General features: G+C 63.2%; 21 protein-coding genes. 9 read left to right on the top strand and 12 right to left on the bottom strand.

The window, feature by feature from the left end; genetic code table 11:
- Positions 1-2: 2 nt before the first annotated feature.
- The 3 genes from HCF10_RS22020 to HCF10_RS22010 all read right to left on the bottom strand — a co-directional run bounded on the left by HCF10_RS22020 (position 3) and on the right by HCF10_RS22010 (position 3,258).
- Complete coding sequence (locus HCF10_RS22020; RefSeq protein WP_145336430.1) at positions 3-1,280, bottom strand: cation:dicarboxylate symporter family transporter; 1,278 nt, start codon at positions 1,278-1,280, stop codon at positions 3-5.
- Between the two features lie 95 nt (positions 1,281-1,375).
- Positions 1,376-2,584, bottom strand: coding sequence for a pyridoxal phosphate-dependent aminotransferase (locus tag HCF10_RS22015; protein ID WP_167656405.1), 1,209 nt, complete (start codon positions 2,582-2,584; stop codon positions 1,376-1,378).
- A gap of 11 nt (positions 2,585-2,595) precedes the next feature.
- The gene (locus tag HCF10_RS22010; RefSeq protein WP_131699846.1) at positions 2,596-3,258 is read right to left on the bottom strand and encodes an RraA family protein; all 663 of its coding nucleotides are present in this window, start codon (positions 3,256-3,258) and stop codon (positions 2,596-2,598) included.
- Positions 3,259-3,380: 122 nt separating this feature from the next.
- On the opposite strand from HCF10_RS22010, the gene HCF10_RS22005 reads away from it, so the two are divergent.
- Together HCF10_RS22005 and HCF10_RS22000 are read left to right on the top strand one after the other, a co-directional pair.
- Positions 3,381-4,277, top strand: coding sequence for a LysR family transcriptional regulator (locus HCF10_RS22005; RefSeq protein WP_145336426.1), 897 nt, complete (start codon positions 3,381-3,383; stop codon positions 4,275-4,277).
- Positions 4,278-4,341: 64 nt separating this feature from the next.
- The gene (locus tag HCF10_RS22000; RefSeq protein WP_167656404.1) at positions 4,342-5,397 is read left to right on the top strand and encodes an NAD(P)-dependent oxidoreductase; all 1,056 of its coding nucleotides are present in this window, start codon (positions 4,342-4,344) and stop codon (positions 5,395-5,397) included.
- Here the strand turns inward: HCF10_RS22000 and HCF10_RS21995 are convergent.
- Positions 5,394-6,068, bottom strand: coding sequence for a TetR/AcrR family transcriptional regulator (locus HCF10_RS21995; RefSeq protein ID WP_131699843.1), 675 nt, complete (start codon positions 6,066-6,068; stop codon positions 5,394-5,396). The genes HCF10_RS22000 and HCF10_RS21995 overlap by 4 nt on opposite strands.
- Positions 6,069-6,190: 122 nt before the next feature.
- On the opposite strand from HCF10_RS21995, the gene HCF10_RS21990 reads away from it, so the two are divergent.
- The 4 genes from HCF10_RS21990 (at position 6,191) to HCF10_RS21975 (ending at position 10,398) form a co-directional block, all read left to right on the top strand.
- Positions 6,191-7,402 (top strand): MFS transporter, encoded by a 1,212-nt coding sequence (locus tag HCF10_RS21990; protein WP_145336422.1) that lies wholly within the window; start codon positions 6,191-6,193, stop codon positions 7,400-7,402.
- A gap of 61 nt (positions 7,403-7,463) precedes the next feature.
- Positions 7,464-7,898, top strand: a complete 435-nt coding sequence (locus tag HCF10_RS21985) for a hypothetical protein (protein ID WP_167656403.1) — start codon at positions 7,464-7,466, stop codon at positions 7,896-7,898.
- Complete coding sequence (locus tag HCF10_RS21980) at positions 7,895-9,370, top strand: ATPase domain-containing protein (protein ID WP_167656402.1); 1,476 nt, start codon at positions 7,895-7,897, stop codon at positions 9,368-9,370. The genes HCF10_RS21985 and HCF10_RS21980 overlap by 4 nt, the downstream gene beginning before the upstream one ends.
- Before the next feature lie 8 nt (positions 9,371-9,378).
- A complete protein-coding gene (locus HCF10_RS21975) occupies positions 9,379-10,398 on the top strand; it encodes a sensor histidine kinase (protein ID WP_167656401.1) in 1,020 nt (339 codons plus the stop codon).
- On the opposite strand, the gene HCF10_RS21970 is transcribed toward HCF10_RS21975, so the two are convergent.
- On the bottom strand, positions 10,395-11,456 hold the full coding sequence (locus HCF10_RS21970) for an SDR family oxidoreductase (RefSeq protein WP_167656400.1): 1,062 nt from the start codon (positions 11,454-11,456) through the stop codon (positions 10,395-10,397). The two genes, HCF10_RS21975 and HCF10_RS21970, sit on opposite strands and share 4 nt — an antisense overlap.
- Positions 11,457-11,612: 156 nt before the next feature.
- Here HCF10_RS21970 and HCF10_RS21965 point away from each other — a divergent pair, with 156 nt between their 5' ends.
- Positions 11,613-12,410 (top strand): DNA/RNA non-specific endonuclease, encoded by a 798-nt coding sequence (locus HCF10_RS21965; protein WP_167656399.1) that lies wholly within the window; start codon positions 11,613-11,615, stop codon positions 12,408-12,410.
- Positions 12,411-12,419: 9 nt separating this feature from the next.
- On the opposite strand, the gene HCF10_RS21960 is transcribed toward HCF10_RS21965, so the two are convergent.
- The gene (locus tag HCF10_RS21960; RefSeq protein ID WP_167656398.1) at positions 12,420-12,599 is read right to left on the bottom strand and encodes a DUF1289 domain-containing protein; all 180 of its coding nucleotides are present in this window, start codon (positions 12,597-12,599) and stop codon (positions 12,420-12,422) included.
- A 303-nt stretch (positions 12,600-12,902) separates the two neighbouring features.
- Here HCF10_RS21960 and HCF10_RS21955 point away from each other — a divergent pair, with 303 nt between their 5' ends.
- Entirely contained in the window at positions 12,903-14,114 is a 1,212-nt protein-coding gene (locus HCF10_RS21955) for a YeeE/YedE family protein (RefSeq protein ID WP_167656397.1), read from the top strand.
- Between the two features lies 1 nt (position 14,115).
- Here HCF10_RS21955 and HCF10_RS21950 read toward each other — a convergent pair whose 3' ends face one another.
- Entirely contained in the window at positions 14,116-14,277 is a 162-nt protein-coding gene (locus tag HCF10_RS21950) for a DUF2986 domain-containing protein (RefSeq protein WP_082340928.1), read from the bottom strand.
- 164 nt (positions 14,278-14,441) lie between these two features.
- Between HCF10_RS21950 and panB the strand changes: the two genes are divergently transcribed.
- Positions 14,442-15,257 carry a 3-methyl-2-oxobutanoate hydroxymethyltransferase gene (gene panB / locus HCF10_RS21945; RefSeq protein WP_131699834.1) on the top strand — a complete coding sequence of 272 codons (816 nt, stop codon included), beginning with the start codon at positions 14,442-14,444 and terminating at the stop codon, positions 15,255-15,257.
- Here panB and HCF10_RS21940 read toward each other — a convergent pair.
- From HCF10_RS21940 to HCF10_RS21920, 5 genes are all read right to left on the bottom strand, one after another.
- On the bottom strand, positions 15,245-16,633 hold the full coding sequence (locus HCF10_RS21940; protein WP_167656396.1) for an aminotransferase-like domain-containing protein: 1,389 nt from the start codon (positions 16,631-16,633) through the stop codon (positions 15,245-15,247). The two genes, panB and HCF10_RS21940, sit on opposite strands and share 13 nt — an antisense overlap.
- Positions 16,634-16,644: 11 nt before the next feature.
- A complete protein-coding gene (locus HCF10_RS21935; RefSeq protein ID WP_131699832.1) occupies positions 16,645-17,871 on the bottom strand; it encodes an MFS transporter in 1,227 nt (408 codons plus the stop codon).
- A 212-nt stretch (positions 17,872-18,083) separates the two neighbouring features.
- On the bottom strand, positions 18,084-18,197 hold the full coding sequence (locus HCF10_RS32115) for a DUF2569 family protein (RefSeq protein ID WP_145336407.1): 114 nt from the start codon (positions 18,195-18,197) through the stop codon (positions 18,084-18,086).
- A 48-nt stretch (positions 18,198-18,245) separates the two neighbouring features.
- Complete coding sequence (locus HCF10_RS21925; RefSeq protein ID WP_167656395.1) at positions 18,246-19,286, bottom strand: alpha/beta fold hydrolase; 1,041 nt, start codon at positions 19,284-19,286, stop codon at positions 18,246-18,248.
- A gap of 93 nt (positions 19,287-19,379) precedes the next feature.
- The gene (locus HCF10_RS21920) at positions 19,380-21,401 is read right to left on the bottom strand and encodes a methyl-accepting chemotaxis protein (RefSeq protein WP_145336405.1); all 2,022 of its coding nucleotides are present in this window, start codon (positions 21,399-21,401) and stop codon (positions 19,380-19,382) included.
- Positions 21,402-21,488: the final 87 nt, after the last annotated feature.

The raw sequence follows: 21,488 nt of genomic DNA, 5'->3' as shown, positions 1-21,488 counted from the left end.
CATTACAGCGAGGGAACATTTCTCCCACTCGACTCATGCCCAGCCCGCACCTCACGCCCCTCCCACTTGGCAATCACCAACGGCGCCAACGCATTGCCCAGCACATTCAGTGCGGTGGTCGGCATCTCCATCAAGCGATACACCCCGGCGATAAACGCGATGCCTTCCAACGGCAGACCGGCGCTGGCGAGGGTGGCCGAGAGAATCACGAACATGAACCCCGGCACCCCGGCCGCCCCTTTGGAAGTGAGCACCATGGTCACCACCAGCAAGGCCTGATCGCCCAGGCTCAAATCAATGCCGTACAACTGCGCGACGAACAGGGTGCCGATGCCGAGGAACAGTGAGGCGCCGTCGAGGTTGAACGAGTAACCCACCGGCACCACAAAGCTCACCAGCGAAGGGGGTACGCCGTAGGTCTCGAGTTTTTTCATCAGTTGCGGCATCACCGCCGCCGAGCTGGCGGTGGAGAAGGCCAGCACCAGTTCATCCTTGATATGGCGCATCAGTGCGAACAGGTTGATCCCGCATACACGCGCCACCAGGTTGAGCACCACCAGCACAAAGAAGGCGATGGCCACATAGCTGACCATGATCAGCTTGGCCAGCGGCAGCAACGAGCTGAAGCCGAAGTTGGCCACGGTCACGGCGATCATGCCGAACACGCCGATGGGCGAGTAGGCCATGATCATCGAAGTGACCTTGAACATCGCGTCGCTGACGCCACGCAACAGCGCGATGACCGGGTCTTTGCGCTCGGCGGGCAAGCGCGCCACGCCCAGGCCGAACATCACCGCAAAAAACAGCACCGACAACAGGCTGCCCTGGGCCATGGCGTTGACCACGTTGTCGGGGATGATGCCGACGATGATCTGCCCCAGGCTATGACCGGCGCCGGTACTGGTGGGCAGGGTGATATTCGCCGCGTGCAGGCTGGACAGTTCAGTGCCGGCGCCGGGCTTGAGCAGGTTGCCCATGACCAGGCCGATGATGATCGCCAGGGTGGTGATGCAGAAAAAATAGCTCAGGGATTTGACCCCGATACGGCCCAGGGATTTTCCGTCACCGTGCCCGGCAATGCCCACCACCATGCAGGAAAACACGATGGGCACTACGATCATTTTCATCAGCTTGATAAAGATGTCGCCCGCCGGTTGCAGGACATTGTCCACCAGCCACGGCCGGGATTCGGGAAAGCGGTGCAGCAGGGCACCAATGGCGATACCGGCGAGCAAGCCGATCATGATTTGCCAGACCAGCGCGATACGGGGCGTGTGCATGGGAGTGCCTCATTTGAGATCAATGATTTTTAAGTTGTTGTTCTAGGCAGTCAAAAGGCGGCCGTCCGCTGGTCGCCGGGTGTTACGGGTGGCCGTCAGCGCAGGTCGTGGCATGCGTCTTTGAGGCGACGGCACCCTTCTTCGATCACGTCCAGGGAGCTTGCGAAGGACAGCCGCACATACGGCGACATGCCGTAGGCCGCGCCACTGACGGTGGCCAGGCCGTAGTCGCGCAGCAGGTAGTCCACCAGTTGCGTGTCGCTGTCGAGGCGATCACCTTGGGGGGTGAGCTTGCCCATCAGACCGCTGACGTTGGCGAACACATAGAACGCGCCATCGGGCGGGATGATGCTCAGGTCGGGAATACCCGCCAGTCGCTCCAGCATCAGTGCGCGGCGCTGCCGGTATTCCCCGCGCATCGCGGCGATAGGTGCCTGATCACCCGCAAACGCGGCCACCGCTGCCGCCTGGCTCAACGAGCTGGGGCAGGTGGTGGTCTGTGACAGCAACTTGGCGATGGCCGCGATCAACCACGCCGGCCCGGCACCAAAGCCCAGGCGCCAACCGGTCATCGCATAGCCCTTGGACGCGCCGTTGACGATCAGCGTGCGCGGCTTGAGGTCGGGCGCCAGGCGTGTCAGCGGCACATGCCGGGCGTCGCCGTAGACGAAGTGTTCGTAGATCTCGTCGGCCATCACCAGCACATGGGGATGACGACGCAACACCTGCGCCAGGGCCAACAGCTCGGCTTCGCTGTACACCGCGCCGCTGGGGTTGTTCGGGCTGTTGAGGATCACCCATTTGGTGCGTGGGGTGATCGCTTCTTCGAGCGCGGCGGGCGACAGCTTGAAACCCAGGGTTTCATCGCCGGGAATGATCACCGGTGTGGCATCGTTAAGCCGCGCGATGTCCGGGTACGAGACCCAATACGGCGTGTGCACGATGACTTCATCGCCGCGATTCAAGGTGGCGGCCAACGCGTGATAAATGATGTGCTTGCCACCGCAACCGGCAACCACCTCATCCAGGCCGTACACCAGATCATTGTCGCGCTGCAGTTTCAGGCAGATGGCCTGGCGCAGCGCGAGGGTGCCGGTGGTGGCGGTGTAATGGGTATCACCGCTGTGCATCGCCAGGCTGGCGGCTTCAAGAATATGCGCCGGAGTGTCGAAGTCCGGCTCGCCCACGGTGAAGTTGACGATGTCGCGGCCCTGGGCGCGCAACTCGGTGACCAAGGCGTTGGCGGCGATGCTGGGGGAGGGCGCGATGCCCAGGACACGGTCCGACAAAAATGCAGTGCTCATCTCGGACTCCTTCACACCAGGCCGGCATTGTTGAGGGCCTTGTCGATCCAGCTCTGGCGCACCGCACCGCTGGCGATCTCTGCCTTGACCGCTTCTTCATGCTCGGCATGTTGCGCGGCGCGGCGCAGCACTTCGGTGGCGTCGGCCTGGGAGAACGCGACCAGGCCGTCTTCATCACCCACCAGCAGGTCGCCGGGGTTGATCACCATGCCGCCGATGGACACCGGCACGTTCACTTCGCCGGGGCCGGTTTTGTACGGGCCCGTGTGCACCACGGCGCGGGCGTAGCAAGGGGTATCCTCAAAGCTGGCGACATCGCGAATCGCGCCGTCGATCACAAACCCCACGCAACCACGCTGTTGGGCGTAGAGCTTGACCAGCTCACCGATCACCGCGTTATTGGTGTCGCCCTGGCCGTCCACCACCAGCACATGGCCGGGTTGCAGCATGCTCATGGCCTTGTAGATCAGCAGGTTGTCGCCGGGGCGGGTCTTGACCGTGATCGCCGTGCCCACCAGCTTGCCGCTGCGGTTGTAGCGCGTCAGGCCACGGGCGCCGATATGGCGGCCGAGGTTGTCGCTGATATGCGGCGTGACCACCTGAGCAAACGCCTCGACCAGTTCGGCGGGGGCCATGGGCGCGTTGGGAAGGATGCGTGAACCGGGCAAGGACATGGCAAATCTCCAGAATTGTTAGATAGCGATGGGCTATGGCCGGATCTTAGGAGTGATGAACGAAGAGTTTTAGCGATATTTTATGATGTGATAGCATCGCTTTTTCTCATGAATTGGCCGCCATGATCACCTTCAAGCAAATCGAAGCGCTGTACTGGATTGCCGAACTCGGCAGCTTTGAAGCGGCGGCGAACAAGCTGAACATGTCTCAGTCGGCCATCTCCAAGCGCATCCAGGAGTTGGAAGACACCTTCGACGTCGAGATTTTCGACCGCAGCAAGCGCAACGCCCGGCTGACGGAGAAGGGCGGTGAGCTGCTCGACTACGCCCGCGACCTGCTCAACAGCCGCGACCAACTGCTCGAACGGGTCAGCGCCCGCGAAGTGCTGGTGCGCCGTTTTCGCCTCGGCGTCACCGAACTCACCGCATTGACCTGGCTGCCGGCGCTGGTGGAAGCGTTGCGTCAGGCCTACCCCAAGGTGCAGATCGAACCGTCAGTGGAACTGAGCAGCGAACTGTTTCGCAAGCTGGAAAGCGATCAACTCGACCTGGTGATTGTGCCGGACGTCTACAGCGACCCGCGCTTCCACAGCACTGCGCTGCAAAGCGTGGAAAACGCCTGGATCTGCGCGCCGGGCCTGATCCCCCAACCCGACCCCGTAAGCCTGGAAGTGCTGGCCGATTACACCGTCCTGACCCAGGGTTCGCAGTCGGGCACCGGCTTGATCTACGAGCGTTGGCTGGCCGCGCACAACGTGCAGATGCCGCGCACGCTCACCAGCCATAACCTGCTGGTGCAGGTGGGGTTGGCGCTGTCGGGGATCGGCGTGAGCTATCTGCCCAAGGCGTGTTTGTCGCACCTGATCGAGCACGGCGCATTACGCGCGTTGGTCACGCAGCCGGAGTTGCCGAGTATCCAGTACGTGGCATTGCACCGGGTGGACCGCCAATTCGGCTTGAACCAGGACGTGGCGCGGCTGGCGCAGGCCTGCTGTGATTTTTCGCGGTTGTTGTTTTAGAGCAAGTGTGGCGCGATGCTAGTGTATCGGTGCGGTTGAACACCCTTTAAAGAGGCTCACAGGTATGGCATTCACCACCCTGATACTGGATGCTCCCGGCCCGCCGTTGCTATTCGAGGAAGTCGACCGATTCCTTGAGTTGGGCCTGGTCGTCACCCTGAATCTCTACTATTTCACCGATAAACACAGTATCCGCGAGCACTATGGCGAGCGCATCCGGTACACCGAGATCAATGGCCACGACAGGCAAGCTTTTATCGACGCCGTGACTCAGGCCGGGGGGTATAGCGTGTTCAAGACGCGCCTGAATATTCCCATTGAGAGCGAACTGATTCGCGCCGCGGCATCATCGGCCCTGCCAACGCCGCTGTGCGCCATCGCCCAAGCGGGTACAGGCGTTAACCATATCGACCGGCAAGAGGCTGAGCGGTGTGGCGTGAGCGTACTGAGCACGCCGGGCTCCAACGCGGCGGCGGTCGCTGAATACGTCGTCGCCCAGGCGTTGTTTTTATCCAGGGACCTGGACCACTACAACGCCGAAACGCACCGCGGCCGCTGGTCCAAGGGCACCTTGGCGCCCGGCCCCGAATTCGGCGAACTCACGCTGGGGGTGGTGGGCACCGGCAGTATTGCCCAAGCCGTCGCACGCAAAGCGGGATCGCTCGGTATCAAGGTCATCGCCAGCGGTTCAGAGCGTTTTACGCAGCAGGTCGCGCACAGCCTTGGGCTTGAGCGGCGGCAAAACCTCGAGCAATTGCTGGGGGAGGCCGACGTGGTTTCTATTCACGTACCGCTGACACCGCTCACCCAAGGCCTGTTCGGCCTTGCCCAGTTCAGGCAGATGCGTCAAGGCTCGATACTGATCAATACCGCTCGCGGCGGCATCGTCGACGAAGCCCAGTTGGCAAGCTTCATGACCGCGTTTCCCGGGCATATAAAAGCGGTTGCCATCGATACCTTTGTCCACGAAAAAGACCGTTTTGACTCGCCACTGGCAGGCATCGGCAATGCCCAACTGACACCGCATATCGCAGGCAACACGACGACGGCGATCCGTAAGGCTTCACGGCAGATTGTCGACAAGATCCACGCGCTCAGCCTGGCTGCGGACGCACGTTAACCCGCAGGATTCGAGCAGGCCCCTTTGATAAGAGCAAGCTCCCTCGCCACAGGCGGCGTGGTGGACGCAGCTATGTCCCAAGTCATCATGAGCTGGCTGATCGCGGCGTCGAGGGTGGCATGGGGCACGTTGTCCCGCGCCAATATCGACACCCCCTGCAAAAAACTGTCAAACACACTCGCCATCACGGCGGGCTGGGTCTGCTGCGGCAACTGGCCCAACCGAACCGCGCGCTCCACGCACGCCACAATTCCCGCCCGCGTGCGCAGGCGCGACTGGGTCAACCCGTCGGCCACCCGCGCGTTTTCCGGGCTGGGCGCACTCATCACGCCCAGCGCGACCATGCAGCCCTTGGGGTGGCCGTCTTCGCACTGCATGCGCGCCGATTGGCGCAGCGCAGTTTCGACGGCCTGGCGCGGGGGCAGGGTTTCGTCCCACAGGCATTCGGTGACCTGGGCGTAGGTCGCCAGGTAGCGCTTTACGCACTCGTCGAACAACGCCTCCTTGGAACCGAACGCCGCGTAGAAACTCGGCGCGGAGATCCCGCCACCCAAACCCGCCTTGAGCTGGGCCAGGGAGGTGGCGTCGTAGCCATGCTGCCAGAACAGGTGCATGGCCTGTTCCACGGCGTGTTCGCGGTCGAAGGTGCGGGGGCGGCCCATTTGTGCCATGTCAGGTCTCCGGTGGGAAAACGAGATAAATACTAGTCGATACATAAGTCGTTGACAACGCGCACCGATCGCCCGCAACATTTATATCGATCAGTACCTAAGTCTCGCCCAAGGAGTTTACCGTGACCCCCTCACTCACTTTATCGGCCGCATCCGAGCGCCTGCCCATCGGCGCGTTGCTCGCCCTGGCGATGACCGGCTTCATCTGCATCGTCACCGAAACCCTGCCCGCCGGCCTGTTGCCCTTGATCAGCGACGGCCTGAGGATTTCCCCGTCGATGGCCGGGCAGATGGTCACTGCCTACGCACTGGGCTCAGTGCTGGCGGTGATTCCCATGACCATCGCCACTCGCGGCTGGCGCCGGCGCAATGTGCTGCTGCTGACCATCGTCGGTTTCCTTCTGTTCAACTCCATCACCGCGTTGTCGTCCCACTATGGCGTGACCCTGGTGGCGCGCTTCTTTGCCGGGGTGGCGGCGGGGTTGGCCTGGAGCCTGCTGGCCGGTTACGCGCGGCGCATGGTTGCGCCCCATCAACAGGGCAAGGCACTGGCGCTGGCGATGGTCGGCACGCCGATTGCGCTGTCGTTGGGGGTGCCGTTGGGCACCTGGCTCGGTGGCCTGGTGGGCTGGCGTACCACGTTCGGCCTGATGTCCGCCGTGAGCCTGGTGCTGATCGCCTGGGTGCTGGTGAAAGTCCCTGACTACGCGCCGCAGCCCGCCCATCAACGCCTGTCGCTGCGCAAGGTGCTGACCACGCCGGGCGTGCGCCCTGTGCTGGCGGTGGTGATCAGTTGGATGCTGGCCCACAACATTCTGTACACCTACATTGCCCCGTTCGTGGCGCCGGCCGGTTTGGCCGAGCGTGTGGACCTGGTGTTGCTGGTCTTCGGGATCGCTGCGTTGGCGGGGATTTGGCTCACGGCCAGACTGGTCGAACCGTTATTGCGCAACACCGTGCTGGTGAGCCTGGCGACGTTTGCGGCGGTAAGCGTGCTATTCGGCGTGCTGGGGAATGTGCCACTGGTGATCTACCTCGGCGTGGCGGTCTGGGGCCTGAGCTTCGGCGGCGCCGCGACCTTGCTGCAAACCGCCCTGGCGGATGCGGCGGGGGACGGCGCGGATGTGGCGCTGTCGCTGAACGTGGTGGCATGGAACAGCGCGATAGCCGGCAGCGGCGTCGCAGGCGGCGTGTTGCTGGACCGCTGGGGCGTGGCGGCGTTTCCCTGGGCAATGCTGGGGTTGATCGCGGTGGCGCTGGTGATTGCCTGGGCGGCGCGTGGCCATGGCTTCCGACCAGGTCGGCGCACGACGCAGGCGGCAGTGGGCCATTAAAACGTCGGGCTGGCACGATAGGGTGTACGATCAGTGTCAACTCATCGGATATAAGCCCGTCATGTCCACGCTAAGCGAAGAGAGCCGCCAGATCGTAGCTTCTCTGGCGCACCGTGTTGGCCCTACCGCTGACCCTGCAAGCATCGCTGAGGCGATTGTTTCGATCCTGCAGGATATCGACGCAGTACTCACGCCCATTATCGGGCAGCAAGGTGCTGTGGCGCTGCTGCGTCGCAGCCTGCGCTTGAGCGTCCAGACCCATTCGCGCCTGTCCGCCACCTACGACCGCGTGCAGGCGGCGCCCGACCTGAGCGATCTCAAAGCCCTATTGATCGAGCAGACTGAAGCCGATGCGCTGTTCTTCGGTGAAGTACTGCTGACCACTTTCTACACGTTGCTGACCACGCTGATCGGGCCTTCGCTGACCGCCCGTTTGCTGCGCGACGTGTGGGAGCCCTCCTCGAGCGACACCCCTTCCCAGGAACAATCGCCATGAGCACCAAAGTAACTATCAACCGCCTGGCCACCGGCGTGCCAGGACTGGACGAGGTGCTGGGCGGAGGATTGCCGGAGTTTTCGTTCAACCTGATCGCGGGCCCGCCTGGCTGCGGCAAGACCACGCTGGCGCATCAAATGATGTTTGCCCTTGCGACGCCGGAGCGGCCGGCGCTGTTTTTCACCGTACTGGGCGAGCCGCCGCTGAAGATGCTGCGTTATCAGCAGCAGTTCGATTTTTTCGACAGCGAGGCGATCAACCAGTCGATCCGCTATATCAACCTGGCCGACGACACACTGGCCGGCAACCTGGACGAAGTGCTGCGGCGCATTGTCAGCGAGGTGGAGGCGCATTCGCCGTCGCTGGTGTTTGTCGACTCCTTCCGCTCGGTGGTGCTGGCCAGCCAGACGCAGCACAATCCCAACAACAACTTGCCGCAGTTCGTCCAGCAACTGGGCATGTTGATGACGACGTGGCAGGCGACGACCTTCCTGATCGGTGAGTACTTCACCGAAACCGACACCAACCCTATCTTCACCGTGGCCGATGGCTTGATCTGGCTGCGCCAGAGCGTCGAGCGCAATTCGATGGTGCGCAAGATGGAAATCATGAAGATGCGCGGTCAGCCGACATTGCCGGGGCTGCACACCTTTCGTATCGCCAGCTCGGGCATCAAGGTGTTCGCGCCTGCCGCGTTCAATCCGGTCGAGGCGCCGATGGCGCGGCCTATCCAACGCCTGAAAATGGGCGTGCTACGCCTCGACGAAATGCTCGGTGGCGGGCTGCCCAGGGGCTATTCGCTGCTGGTGGCCGGGCCCTCGGGGTCGGGCAAAAGCATCCTGGCGGCGACCTTCCTCGCCGAAGGCGCGCGCCAGGGTGAAACCGGCGTTATCGCAGTGTTCGAGCAGCGCCCCCACCACTCCCAGAACGCCACCCTGGCCAACCTGATTCACAGTGGGCAAGTCGGTCTGGTAGACAGCCGCGCACCTGACTTGTCCATTGATGAAATCGTCCACCTGCTGCTCAGCGAGGTTCGCCGCCTGAACGCCACGCGCGTGGTCATCGATTCGCTGTCGGGCTTCGAGCTGGCCCTGGCGCCGACCTTTCGCGCGGACTTCCGTGAGTCGCTGTCGCGCATGGTCACGGCGCTGACCAGTGCCGGGGTCAGCGTATTGATGACCTCGGAGCTTGAAGACCGCTACACCGACCTGCGTTTCAGCCCTTACGGCACCGCGTTCCTTACCGATGCGATCATTGTGCAGCGCTACATTGAGGTGCGCAGCCGCTTGCTGAGGATCATGGCCGTGGTCAAGGTGCGTGCCAGCGCGCACTCCGATGAGCTGCGCCAATACCACATCAATGACGATGGCCTGCAGATCGGTGAAAGGCTTGCGGACCAGGAAGGGTTGCTCGGCGGGCGGCCAACCGCATTGCATCCGCACGCGCAGGGCGCGGGAGACGAAAATGGTTGAGCTGAGCCATGAGTAAAGGCGAAGGACAGGACGAGCGTGAAGTGGCCAGTGCCGCTCATGAACTCTTCCTGCTCGGCCAGAAAACGGTTGAGGCCCGCGCGGTACTGGCGGCATTACAGCAACAACTGAGTGACGCCAGCAGCCGCCTGGTGGACTCCCAGCACGTCGAGCAACTGATCGAGGCCAACCAGCAGTTGGTGCTGGCGATACTGCTGGCGCAATCGGACGCCGTCGCGGGACCTCCTCAGGAGGAGCAGCACCTCTACCAGGAACTGCGCGAGGCCAACGCGCAACTGGTGATCGCGGCGCTCAGCGCCCAGGACCTGCAGGCAACAGCCGAGCGAGCGTTGGGCCAGCAGAAAAACATTCTCGCCATGGTCGCCCATGAGCTGCGCAACCCGCTGACGCCGATCAGCCTGATCGCCGAGCGTATGGTCAGGTTGCCGAGCGACCAGTTGCCGCGCATGCGTGAGCTGATCGAGGGGCAGGTCCAGCATATTTCCCAACTGGTCGACGACCTGCTGGATGTGTCCCGCGCCAGCACCGGCAAGTTGCGTATCAACCGCCGTCAGGTGGATATGCTGCGCATCCTCAACGCCGCAATCGACGCCTGCAGCCCTGCGATGGTCAAGCGTCAGCAGCAATTGGATGTCGAGCTTCCCGACGCCAGTTTGAGCATCAACGGCGACCCTGGGCGGCTCGCGCAGATTCTGCATAACCTGCTGGCCAACGCGGCCAAGTACACGCCCATCGGCGGGCGCATCAAGGTGTTCTGTACCGCGCAGGCCGGGATGCTGAGGATAAGCATCAGCGACAACGGCATCGGCGTCACCGCCCAGGCCCTGCCGTTTATTTTCGACCCTTATGTGCAGGATGTTCACGCCGTCGGTTTCAACGGCGCCGGCCTGGGCATCGGCTTGACGGTGGTGCGTGAACTGGTCGAGGCACACGGCGGCAGCGTGACGGGCATGAGCGAGGGGCATGGCAAGGGCAGCGAATTTGTGGTGACGCTGCCCCTGATGGATTAAGGGATCAAACGCGCTGCGCGCAGTTGGTCGAACACCTCGAAGAACGCCTGGTCGCTGGCCTGGTAAGCGGTAAAGCCCATCTTCCGGCTCTTGGACATGTCCGTGACCACCTCGATGGGCCGGCCCAGGTCGGCGTCGGTGTGCCACGGCGACACCAGCCGATCCATCTCGGCCTCCTTCAGTCCATGCTTCGCAGCGATCTGGCGCCAGGCGGCCTGGTCATTGGCCATTTGCGTCTCAAGCGGCGAGGGCGAGGCCGGGAAGTCGGCCGCTGCCACGCCGAAGTAATCGGCAATCCGGCCCCACATCCACTTCCAGCGGAACACATCGCCATTGGTGACGTTGAAGGCCTGGTTGGCGGCAGCGGGCGTGGTGGCCGCCCATAACTGTTGCTGGGCCAACTGCCGCGCATCGGTCATGTCCGTGAGGCTGTCCCATTGCACGCGGGAGCCTGGGAATACAAACGCGCGACCTGTGTGTTTGCAGACACTGGCGTAGACGGCGAGGGTGGTCGCCATGTTCATCGCATTGCCCACCGCCACGCCGGTGACGGTGTGCGGGCGATGCACGCTCCAGGTGAAGCCGTCCTTTTTTGCGGCGGCGAACACTTCGTCTTCCTGGGCGTAGTAGAAGTTTTCCACATCCAGGCGGCCTTGCTCTTCGCGGAACGGGGTGTGCGGCAGGCTGCCCTTGCCATAGTTTTCGAACGGCCCGAGGTAGTGCTTCAAGCCGGTGACCAGCGCCACATGCTGCACGCTCCCGGCGGGGCGCACGGCGTCCAGCACGTTGCGCACCATGGCGGCGTTGACGCGGATGTTCTCGGCTTCGGTGGCCTGGCGCGACCAGGTGGTGATGAACACATGGGTGGGTTTTAGATCGGCCAGGGCCTGTTGCAGCGATGCCGGGTCCTGCAAGTCGGCGGCGACCGGAATCACGCCTGGCACCTGCGAGGGCTGACGGGACAGGGCTGCAACGTGCCACTGGTGTTCGAGCAGTAACTGGGTGATGGCGCTGCCAACGATGCCGCTGGCGCCCACGACGAGTGCGGTCTGGGTCATAGGTTTCTCCCGAGGATGTAGGGTTCTGAGCCCCTGGGTGTAGGAGAGGTTCAACCTTATCCGTGAGGCTCGCGGCACCAAACACACGAATCAGGGTCCATAAGCCCCGCACGAACATTCGCGCTCATCCGTTACCCTCACCATAAGATTTAAAGCATGTACCTACGCACCATCGCAGTCGGGCTGTCGGCCCTTGTTTTGTTTTCCAGCGCTGTAGACGCCCGCAGTCTGGCCAACCCTTACACCCCCACCGAGCAACGTGCCTCATTCGATGGCTGCGCCGATCTCTTCCCTGGCGCTGCCCCGATCAAGACGGCCACCGTCCCGGCGTCGATGAAGCCGTTGGCGCTGTGTTCCGAGACGTTTGCGGTGCTTTACTCACAAACCAGCAAGACCCCACTGGTGGTGGTCGAACGCCTGAACACCGCGCAGTTGAAAAATGCCAAAGGCGAGGAGCGCACCAACCAGTTCTACGCCGACCCGCGCATTCCCAAAAGCGGCCGCGCGGAGCTGAGCGACTACCGCAGCCAGCACCCGGCCATGGACCGTGGCCACCAGGCCCCGGCCGCCGACGCACCCAATGCCCGGGCCATGGCCCAGTCCTTTGCGCTGTCGAACATGGTGCCCCAAGACCCCACCAACAACCGCAAGATCTGGAGCAAGGTCGAGGCCGACGTACGCAAGTTCGCGGTGCGCGCGGGCGGTGACGTGTATGTGTTCACCGGGCCGCTGTTCGACCCAGGCTACAGCACCATCGGCGACAACAAGGTCTGGGTGCCGACGCGCCTGTTCAAGCTGGTGTACGACGCCTCCAGCCAGCGCGCCTGGGCCTACGTGCTGCCCAACGCCGAAACGCGCATCCAGAAGCCGATGGACTACGCCACCTTCGTGAAAAGCACCGGGCTCAAATTGCTGGGCAATCTTCCGGTGTCAGGGGCGGTTGGGCGCTCCTGATCAAGCGGCTTACTTGGTTTTTTTCAACGCTTTCAAGCGTTGGGTCGCGCGTTGCACGACGGCCATTTTCTCGGGGCGTTTCATGCGTTTCCACTTGCGGATCTCGTCCTTGCTGCGCCCACAGCTGACGCACAGGTCGCCGCTGAGCTGGCAGGTGGAGACGCAGGGGTTTTCGATGTCTTTAGCCAAGAGGTCACCTGGAGATGGGGTAAAGGGGCGCACCCTGCCCGCGAGTATATGCACATAGGCTGATTCCAGGTTGTGGTCGTTGCCAGGGGGACGATGACTGACATGGCGCGGCCGGCGCAGTGCTCAGCCACAGTGACGCCCAATGTGGGCGTTGTCGAACCCTGGCGAGGCTGCGATGACGGCGGCAGTGCCAACCTCTATGTTGCCTGACACATCGCTATCGCAGCCTCACTTAAGCCCGACAACTCCCACAGGCTATACTCGCCCGTTCGCAATCCCCCTTCAAACAAACCGAGATACCCCATGAGCACCTCTCTCCCTTTCACCCCCGCGCGCAGGCCTGTCGCGCCGCTGGTGGCCTTTGTCATTCTTGTGCTGGGCGCCTTGTTCCTGCAAAGCAGCGTCGGTTCGCGCCAGGTGCTGTTGCTGGTGGTCGGCGCTGCACTGGGCTTGACCCTTTACCACGCCGCCTTCGGCTTTACCTCCGCCTGGCGCGTGTTCATCAATGATCGCCGCGGCGCTGGCTTGCGGGCGCAGATGGTAATGCTCGCGCTGGCGGTGCTGCTGTTTTTCCCGGCGCTGGGGGCGGGCACGTTGTTCGGGCAGCCGGTGGTCGGGCTGGTGGCGCCGGCCGGGGTGTCGGTGGTGTTCGGCGCGTTTATTTTCGGCATCGGCATGCAGTTGGGTGGCGGGTGTGCCTCGGGCACGCTGTTCACGGTGGGCGGCGGTAATGCGCGCATGCTGGTGACCTTGTTGTTCTTTATCTGCGGTTCGCTGATCGCCACCCACCATGTGGACTGGTGGTTTGCGTTGCCGGCATTCCCGGCGGTGTCCATCGTCAAGAGCTTTGGCGTGGTGCCAGCGTTGCTCGCCAGCCTGGCCATGTTTGCGCTTATCGCGGCCGTCACCGTGCGCCTGGAAAAACGCCGCCACGGCCAGCTTGAGGAAGGTGTCACCAGCGAACACCAAGGCCTGCGCCGCTTCCTGCGCGGGCCGTGGCCCTTGGTGTGGGGCGCGATTGGCCTGGCGCTGCTCAACTACGCCACCCTGGCACTCGCCGGGCGGCCGTGGGGGATTACCTCGGCGTTCGCGCTGTGGGGTGCCAAGGTGGCAAGCGGGTTGGGTGTGGACGTGGCCAGCTGGGCGTTCTGGCAAATGCCGGGCAACGCCAAGGCCCTGGCTGCGCCGGTGTGGGAAGACATCACCAGCGTCATGGACATCGGCATCGTCCTCGGTGCGCTGTTGGCCGCCGGCCTGGCCGGGCGTTTTGCCCCCAGCCTGAAGATCCCGGCGCGTTCGCTGGTGGCGGCGGTGATCGGCGGTCTGCTGCTCGGCTACGGCTCGCGCCTGGCCTACGGCTGCAACATCGGCGCGTACTTCAGCGGCATCGCCTCGGGCAGCCTGCATGGCTGGGTGTGGCTGGTGGCGGCGTTTATCGGCAACGGCGTGGGCGTGCGCCTGCGGCCGTTCTTCTTCGCCGGTGAGCGCCGGCCCGAAGCGCTGAGCGGTTGCTGAGTTAATCCTCAGGGGAAATGTCTGGCGCCTGAGCGGCCTCAGTCGCCAGCTTTTCCCGCTCGGCCTTGCTGATGTACTTATCCTTGGATTTCGGTGCCAATTTGGCGCTGGCCTTTTTGGCTTTGGCCTTGAACAGCTGTTGCAGTTTTTTCTGGCGATTCATGGGTTGTTACCTGGCGTGTACGTGCGCGGATGATACCAGCTTAAAAAACCGCGACTGCTGCCTGGGTCGCTTTTTAGCGCCGATCTGTGCATTGAATCGCCGTGTCTTTCGCCAATACTCGGGCCCCGCAACCCCCGAGTATCGAACGCTATAGGGAAGACACCATGAGCCTCCACACCCGTACCAAACGCATGACCGTGCCTCAACTGGTCGCCATGAAAGGCCAGCAGAAAATCGTCTCCCTCACGGCGTACACCAGTTCCATCGCCAAGCTGATCGATCCGCTGGTGGACTTCATTCTGGTCGGTGACTCCACGGCCATGGTCGGCTATGGCCGGCCGTCGACCTTGAGCATGCAGCTCGAAGAAATCATCGGCCACACCCGCGCCGTGGTCGACAGCACGCGCCTGGCCTGTGTGATTGCCGACATGCCATTTGGCAGCTATCAGGAATCCCATGAACAGGCGTTCCGCAATTGCGCCCAGGTGTTGGCGCGCACCGGCTGCGATGCGGTCAAGCTGGAAGCCAACCAGGCGCTGGCGGGCACCGTGGCGTTCCTGGTGGCGCGTGGTATTCCGGTAATGGCGCACGTGGGGCTGATGCCGCAGTTCGTCAACGTGATGGGTGGGTTCAAGGCCCAGGGCCTCACGGCTGAAACCGGCGCCGTAATTACCGAAGACGCCCGCGCCAACCTGGAGGCGGGCGCTTTCAGCCTGCTGCTGGAAGGGGTGGCCGAAGGCGTGGCGCGGCAGATTACCCAGAACTCGGACAGGCCCACCATCGGCATCGGCGCCTCACCGGCCTGCGACGGCCAGGTGCTGGTCACCGAAGACCTGTTGGGCCTGGGTGGCGAGCACCTGCCGCGTTTCGTCAAACAGTACGCCGATGTCGGCGCGGTGATCCGCGACGCGTGCGAGCGGTTTGCCGACGACGTGCGTCACGGCCGCTTCCCCGAAGCGCGGCACTGCTACGGGCTTTGACGGATCGCCTGGGCCAACAGTTGCACGGCCTGGGCGATATCCTTGCTCCAGTCGAGGGTGTAGCTCAGGCGCACATGCTGCGCCCAGCTGCCGTGCGGGCTGAACAACTGCCCCGGAGCGATCACGACGCGCTGGGCCAGCAGGCGTTCGAACACCTGTCCCATGTCGACCGGGCGCCTGGCCTCCAGCCAGAAACTCGCGCCGCCATGGGGTTCGACCACGTCCCACTCGCCGTGCGTTTCCAGCAGGGCTTTCATGCGCGTCATCCGTTCCCGCAAGGCCGCGCGCAGCATCAGCAGGTGCTGGTCGATGCGCCCGGAGGTGAACAGCTTGGCGATCGCTTTCTGGCGGGTCGGCGACAGGCGAAACCCACGCTCCAGGAACACCCGCTGCAACTGCGGCCCTTGCCCGCGACACAGCACATAAGCGTAGGGCGCCTCCGCGCCGATCACCTTGTCGAAGGTCGAGAACACCAGCAGTTTCTGCGGGTCGGCAAAGTCGCGATAGCGGGCGGCGGGCGGCTCGAAACACAGCTCGCCGTAGGTGTCGTTTTCGAACAGCCAGATGTCCCGCTCTGCCAGCCAGCGGCAGATCTGCTGTTTATCCTGCGCCGGCATCACGCCGCCCTGGGGCACGTTCACACTGGATGACAGCACCGCCAGGCGGATCGGCTCCCGCTCGAGCAGTGCCTGGAAGGCGGGCAGGTCGAAGCGCCCGTCCGCGCCGAGGGGCATTTCAATCACGCGGATATTCGCCGCCTGCAACTGACGCAGTACCGCCCACGAACACGGCGACTCCACCAGCGCCAGCGTGCCACGCAACGCCAGGGCGCTGAGCGACAGGTCCAGCACGCTGTGCAGGTCCGAGCCGATATACACCTGTTCGGCCTGCCAATAGTGGTGGGTGGATTGGGTGTAGCGCGCGGCCAGCGCCGCACGCAGCTCGGGCTCGCCGAACGGCAGGTACAGCGGCGTCGGGGAGCGCGGATACTGGCGGGCCAGTTCGCGCTCCATCATCAACAGCGGGTTTTCCAATGACAGCAGCATCGCCGGGGCGTCGCTGCTCAGGGCCAGCATGCCCGGCTGGCGGGCGTTGGCGAACACCTGGTCGAGCAAATCAGGCGAACCTTCGCTCAACAGCGGCGCCGGCACGGCCCGGGTGAAATAGCCACGCTTGGGCCTGGCCTGGACACGCCCCTCATCCTCCAGCAGCGCATAGGCGTACTTGGTGGTCGACACCGACACGCCCAGGCGCCGGGCCAAGTGGCGCAGGGACGGCAGTTGGCGTTCGCCTGCCGAAGGGCTCGCCTCGATCAACTCGACAAGGTAGCGGTACACCGCCTGATAGGCGAAAGAAGCGGCGTTGGCGGTATTCATGGTCCCTCGGTTTAGCCAGGCTGGGCCGCGAGGCTATTACTGATGTTGCGCCCCAGTACCAGCACTGTAACAAAACCGCAGCCCACCAGTGCCGTGGCCAGGCTCAACAGAACCGAGCTGCCCAGTTGGTCGACGATGCGCCCGCCGAAGAACGAGCCCAAGGCAATGATCACTTGGAACAAGGCGACGAACAGCGGCATGCCGCGTTCGACATCCTTGGGCGCCACCACAAACATCCAGATACTGGCACAGGCCGGGAAGGCGCCGAAGGCGAAGCCCCACAGCCCGATCAGCATCGCTGCGCCGGTCATCCCCGTGGCGAAGTGAGGGAACAGCGCGGTGCTGGTGCCGATCATCAGCGCCACCAGCAACAGGGTGTGACGCACGCTGCGGTTGGCGGCGAAACCGGCAAAGATATTACCGAACACCCCGGCTACGCCGAAGAGCAGCAGCAGCGAGCCAATCGTCGGCCCGTCGAAGCCGGAACTGTATTTGAAGAAGGGCGCGACATAGGTGTAGGCCGCAAAGTGCGCCAGGCCGATCAACAGCACCGCGATCAACCCGACCCGCGCCTGTGGGTTGATAAACAACGCCGGCAGGTCGCTGACGCGAATGGCCTTCTCCGGGGTGAGCCGAGGCAGCAGGAACACCTGCGCCAGTAGCACCGGCACGCCCAGCAGCGCGGTGACCAGGAACGTCATGCGCCAGCCCATCAAGCCGCTGAGCCAGGTGCCCACGGGCACGCCGAGCACGGTGGCCAGGGTCACGCCCATCATGATGATCGAGGTGGCCTTCGCGACGTCCACACCCTTGGGCGCCAAGCGCCCACTGAGGGCAATGGCCGTGGCCCAGAACCCGCCGATGCTGATGCCCAGCAATACGCGTCCGAGCAGTAGCAGGTTGAAGTCACTGGCAAAGGCTACGACTGAGTTGGCAATGATCATGATCAACGTCAGGCCGATCAGCAGGTAGCGACGGTCCATGGCACCGATGCTCACCGACAGAAACGGCGCGGCGAGGGCGGCCATGATGCCGGGTAGGGTCACCATCAGGCCGGCGTGGCCGGCACTGATACCGAGGTCGGCAGCGACGTCGTTGAGCACGCCCACCGGCAGAAACTCACTGGTCACCAGGGCGAAGGCGCCCACCGCGACCGAGAGAATCGCCAGCCACTGCTGTTTCACGCTTTGTTGATTATGTTCAGGACGGCCGCTGGGGGCCTGGAGGGCGCTTGGCATGATGCTGGATTCCAAGGGGGGATGTCGCCTGAGGCCAGGCGAAGGGGAAGAACTGGGAGGCGATTATAGGAATCGGGCTTGACCACCCCATAGGCGAGCGGTTCGATAGTAATCATCAGTGCTATCGATGTGACGGGGTTGGGCTGCGTATTTCAGCGGCATCGCTTCGGGCAGCCTGCCGGTCATCCGGCAGGCGCTCGATGCTTACCGCGTCAAAGGCTGACGGGGTCAGGCGTTTCTGCCTCAACCGGTCGGTGTTGTACAAACGTTGCCTGGACCCTTTTAGAGAACAGTATGTAGGGGACCCAGATAGAGGTGGACACCATAAATAGTCAGCGCGTGTCGCGCCACGGGCTCTAAGGTCGACGGCGGCTTTACTGTCGAAACGATCGGTGTAAAAACTCACTGATCAGCCCCACCACCTGCTGCTGAATCACCGCCCTCGGCCGAGCCCCCTCGCCATCGCGGCAAATCATGCCGTCGCCTGGCGAACTCTCCTCAATCAGCGCCATGCCCCCCGGCTTGCAGATCGACATGAAGCTGAAGTGCGTGGCATCGGCGATCTCCACGTACTTCGTCGTTGCTTCAGGCAGCCGCTTGACCATGTCGGCGGACTCCAACTGCGGGTCCATATCCTCCGACGGCACGCCCCCCGCAATCACCAGCGTCGGTACCGGCAATGCAGCCAGGCTGGCGTCGGTGAAGCCGCGCGACAGGCCCAGGTCCAAGGACACGATGGCGGTGACGCGTTTGTCGCTTAAATCGGCGGCCAACCGGGCCTTGCCGGCTGGCGTGCCGGCGGGGTTCATCTTCTGGTAACCCATGCAACCGCCAAGCTTGGGGTGGGCGCTGCAGTCGCGGCTGAATAGATCGGGGTCGAAGCGCGCCCCGGCGATTTCCAGCACGGTCCAGCCGCCAAGGGAATGGCCCACGGCGGCAATCTGGCCATTCGCGACCGCGCCAAATGGCTTCGGCTGGGCCAACACCGCGTCAATCGCGCGGCTCAGGTCGGCCGGACGTTGCCATAACCGCGCGGCGGTTTGTGGGTTGCGGTCTTTTGTGGTGGTGCCGGGGTGGTTGACCGCCGCGACGATGTAGCCCTGATGCGCCAACGCACTGGCCAGCCACACCTGCTTGCCCCAGTTACCACCATAACCGTGGGAGAGCACCACCAGCGGATGCTCACCGGCAGCCGGCGGCGCGTCGGGCACGGCGAGGGCACCGATGAACACCGCGCTGTCGGCGATCAGCGTGGCTTTGGCGGTGGTGGTAGCGGGGTACCAGACGACCAGTTCGAGTGGTCGGTTGTTTTGCGCATCGGGCAGGGTGACGGTCTTGAAACCGACCGGGTTTTCGGCGGCGACGGCGGGAGCCGTCAGGCACAGCAATAGCAGGGAGGCGAGGGCGTTTTTCACTGTTGTTATCGTCCTTGATATGAGCGACGCATCATGCACTGAATCCCCGTTCAGTGCCATGAGCCCCGCGCCATTTTTACCTGCCGTTAACGCCTACCCATGGGTCAACCCCGTCAACGTATCCGCAATGGTCTTGGTCCGTTGCGCCGTACCCTCCGTTGCACGGCTCGACGCCTCCAGCACATCCAACATCTCCCGCAGCGCTCCCACCCCGGTGGACTGGTCTTCAATCTGCTGGGCCACCCGCTGGATCTCACTCGACAACAAGTCGATATCCACACCAATTTCCGCCGCATTCTTGCGTGTGATTTCCGCCAGCTTGCGCACCTCGTCGGCCACCACCGCAAAGCCCCGGCCCAAGTCGCCCGCGCGCGCGGCTTCAATTGCGGCGTTGAGCGCCAGCAAGTTGGTCTGCCCGGCGATCTGCTGGATCACCTGCACAATCGACTGGATACGCAAACTCGACCCCGCCAGCGTGCGCGCGCCCTCCACCGCGACATCCGCCTGGCTCGACAGCCCCTCCACCGTGGCCCCGGCCTGGGCAGACACCGTGTTCTGCTGGCCAATCGTGCCCACCAGTTCATCCATCGAGGCGTGCAACTCACCGGAGTAATGCTTGAGCTGCGACGCGATGTCCTCATGCTGACGCTGGGCATGGGCCAACACCAGGCCCAAGTCGGCCAGGCCTTCGAAGACTGGCAGGATATTGCGGTCCAGGCCGCGGGTATTCAGGGTATTGCTGAAGTCATTGTTCTTGTATGCGGTAATCTGCTTGACCACCACATGGTTCAACCCTGCCAACTTCTTCACCTGGCGCCGTAGGAAAAATGCCTTGAACTCGCCGTAATGGGCGATGAAATTGTCCACGTATTCGTCACTGAAACTCGCGCCCTTGGCCACCCGGAAGAAGAAAATCGCCGTCAGCGTCTGGTTCAGGTTCAAGCCCAAAATCTCCCCGAAGGTCGAAAACCCCGCCAACGGCACATCCCCAAAAATGCCGGCCATGCTGCCCAGCTCGGCGCTGTTGTTCAGCCGGCGCAAGATGCAGTCATTCAAAATCCCCGCCACCGGCTGGCCTCCCTTGCCGCGCAGGAACTGCTCATAGTCCAGGCGCGTCGCCTCCCGCAGCGGCGTACGCCGCACCATCACCAACTCCTCGCCCGGCGCCACGTCGCAAAACAACTGCACGATCTGCTGTTCGAAGTCGATACGCGCGATGGACCGCACAAACAACTCACTGCCCACCCGAATCGCAAACGAATAGTCCGCCAGCTTCGACTCCAGCGCCTGGGGCGCGCAACTGAACGCATCACACAGCGCCTGCACCATGCTCTTGATATTGCCGCTGCTGTCGATCACTTGGTCAATCGTGCGGTCCTCCACCGACGCCGTCAGCACACTGAAGGTCAAATCCGCCGGTTTAAAGTTCTGGCTCTTGAACACCCCAAATCGCACATGGGCCGCCGTCTTCAGAAACACGATCTGCGCATGGTTCTGATAACTGCGCTGGCCGTCATGAATCAGCGTCTTCTGGAAATCCGACTTACCCCCGGCCGATCCCCCTACAAACAAACACGGAAACCGCCCCGACTCATACAGCGCCTCCATAAAAAACGACTCCGACGCCGACAACCCATCGAACACCACATACGCCAACGTATCGCGATGATCGATCGACGTACGCACCTGCACCCGCTTGATATTGGCCACCAACTTGGCAATCCGCTCCTGCATTCCCAACCGCTTACCGCCACCGCGAATGTCCTCACACTCCAACGGCACCATCACCACCTCGGCCGAGGCGATCAGACTGTCGTCGAACAACTGCAACACGACCCGGTCCCAGCGCTCGCCAGTGGCGCAATACAGCGAACCGGGCGCGTTGCACAGCTCGCCGGAGGTGGTGCATAGGCTGATGGTGGACTGGGGGAAACGGCGTTTGAGCTTGGCCGCGATGGCGTCGATGTCCAGATGCGGCGAGATAAAGCCGGTGATCAGGGTGGGGGTGATACGCAGGGCAGTGAGTGAGGCGTCCAGGTCGTTGGCAGTGCTGGTGAGCGTGGCGGTGCCTTGACGATCGGCCCGGGCTTTTTTTAGAAGGGAGAGTGGGTTCATGTGGTGGACTCGATCGAGTGGTGATGCAGGGGGGTAGGCATACGGTTAGTAGGGTTATCGGCAGGTTGGGTGGGGACTGGAGGGGGA

This window comes from Pseudomonas sp. B14(2022), from assembly GCF_012030485.1.
Classification (GTDB): Bacteria; Pseudomonadota; Gammaproteobacteria; order Pseudomonadales; family Pseudomonadaceae; genus Aquipseudomonas.
The sequence above is the reverse complement of the archived record's forward strand: the minus strand, read 5'-3'. Positions and strand labels throughout refer to the sequence as shown.

Coding starts and splice junctions, on each gene's coding strand:
- HCF10_RS22020 (WP_145336430.1), bottom strand. CDS start 1,280: ATGCACACGCCCCGTATCGCGCTGGTCTGGCAAATCATGATCGGCTTG.
- HCF10_RS22015 (WP_167656405.1), bottom strand. CDS start 2,584: ATGAGCACTGCATTTTTGTCGGACCGTGTCCTGGGCATCGCGCCCTCC.
- HCF10_RS22010 (WP_131699846.1), bottom strand. CDS start 3,258: ATGTCCTTGCCCGGTTCACGCATCCTTCCCAACGCGCCCATGGCCCCC.
- HCF10_RS22005 (WP_145336426.1), top strand. CDS start 3,381: ATGATCACCTTCAAGCAAATCGAAGCGCTGTACTGGATTGCCGAACTC.
- HCF10_RS22000 (WP_167656404.1), top strand. CDS start 4,342: ATGGCATTCACCACCCTGATACTGGATGCTCCCGGCCCGCCGTTGCTA.
- HCF10_RS21995 (WP_131699843.1), bottom strand. CDS start 6,068: ATGGCACAAATGGGCCGCCCCCGCACCTTCGACCGCGAACACGCCGTG.
- HCF10_RS21985 (WP_167656403.1), top strand. CDS start 7,464: ATGTCCACGCTAAGCGAAGAGAGCCGCCAGATCGTAGCTTCTCTGGCG.
- HCF10_RS21980 (WP_167656402.1), top strand. CDS start 7,895: ATGAGCACCAAAGTAACTATCAACCGCCTGGCCACCGGCGTGCCAGGA.
- HCF10_RS21975 (WP_167656401.1), top strand. CDS start 9,379: ATGAGTAAAGGCGAAGGACAGGACGAGCGTGAAGTGGCCAGTGCCGCT.
- HCF10_RS21970 (WP_167656400.1), bottom strand. CDS start 11,456: ATGACCCAGACCGCACTCGTCGTGGGCGCCAGCGGCATCGTTGGCAGC.
- HCF10_RS21965 (WP_167656399.1), top strand. CDS start 11,613: ATGTACCTACGCACCATCGCAGTCGGGCTGTCGGCCCTTGTTTTGTTT.
- HCF10_RS21955 (WP_167656397.1), top strand. CDS start 12,903: ATGAGCACCTCTCTCCCTTTCACCCCCGCGCGCAGGCCTGTCGCGCCG.
- HCF10_RS21950 (WP_082340928.1), bottom strand. CDS start 14,277: ATGAATCGCCAGAAAAAACTGCAACAGCTGTTCAAGGCCAAAGCCAAA.
- panB (WP_131699834.1), top strand. CDS start 14,442: ATGAGCCTCCACACCCGTACCAAACGCATGACCGTGCCTCAACTGGTC.
- HCF10_RS21940 (WP_167656396.1), bottom strand. CDS start 16,633: ATGAATACCGCCAACGCCGCTTCTTTCGCCTATCAGGCGGTGTACCGC.
- HCF10_RS21935 (WP_131699832.1), bottom strand. CDS start 17,871: ATGCCAAGCGCCCTCCAGGCCCCCAGCGGCCGTCCTGAACATAATCAA.
- HCF10_RS32115 (WP_145336407.1), bottom strand. CDS start 18,197: ATGGTGTCCACCTCTATCTGGGTCCCCTACATACTGTTCTCTAAAAGG.
- HCF10_RS21920 (WP_145336405.1), bottom strand. CDS start 21,401: ATGAACCCACTCTCCCTTCTAAAAAAAGCCCGGGCCGATCGTCAAGGC.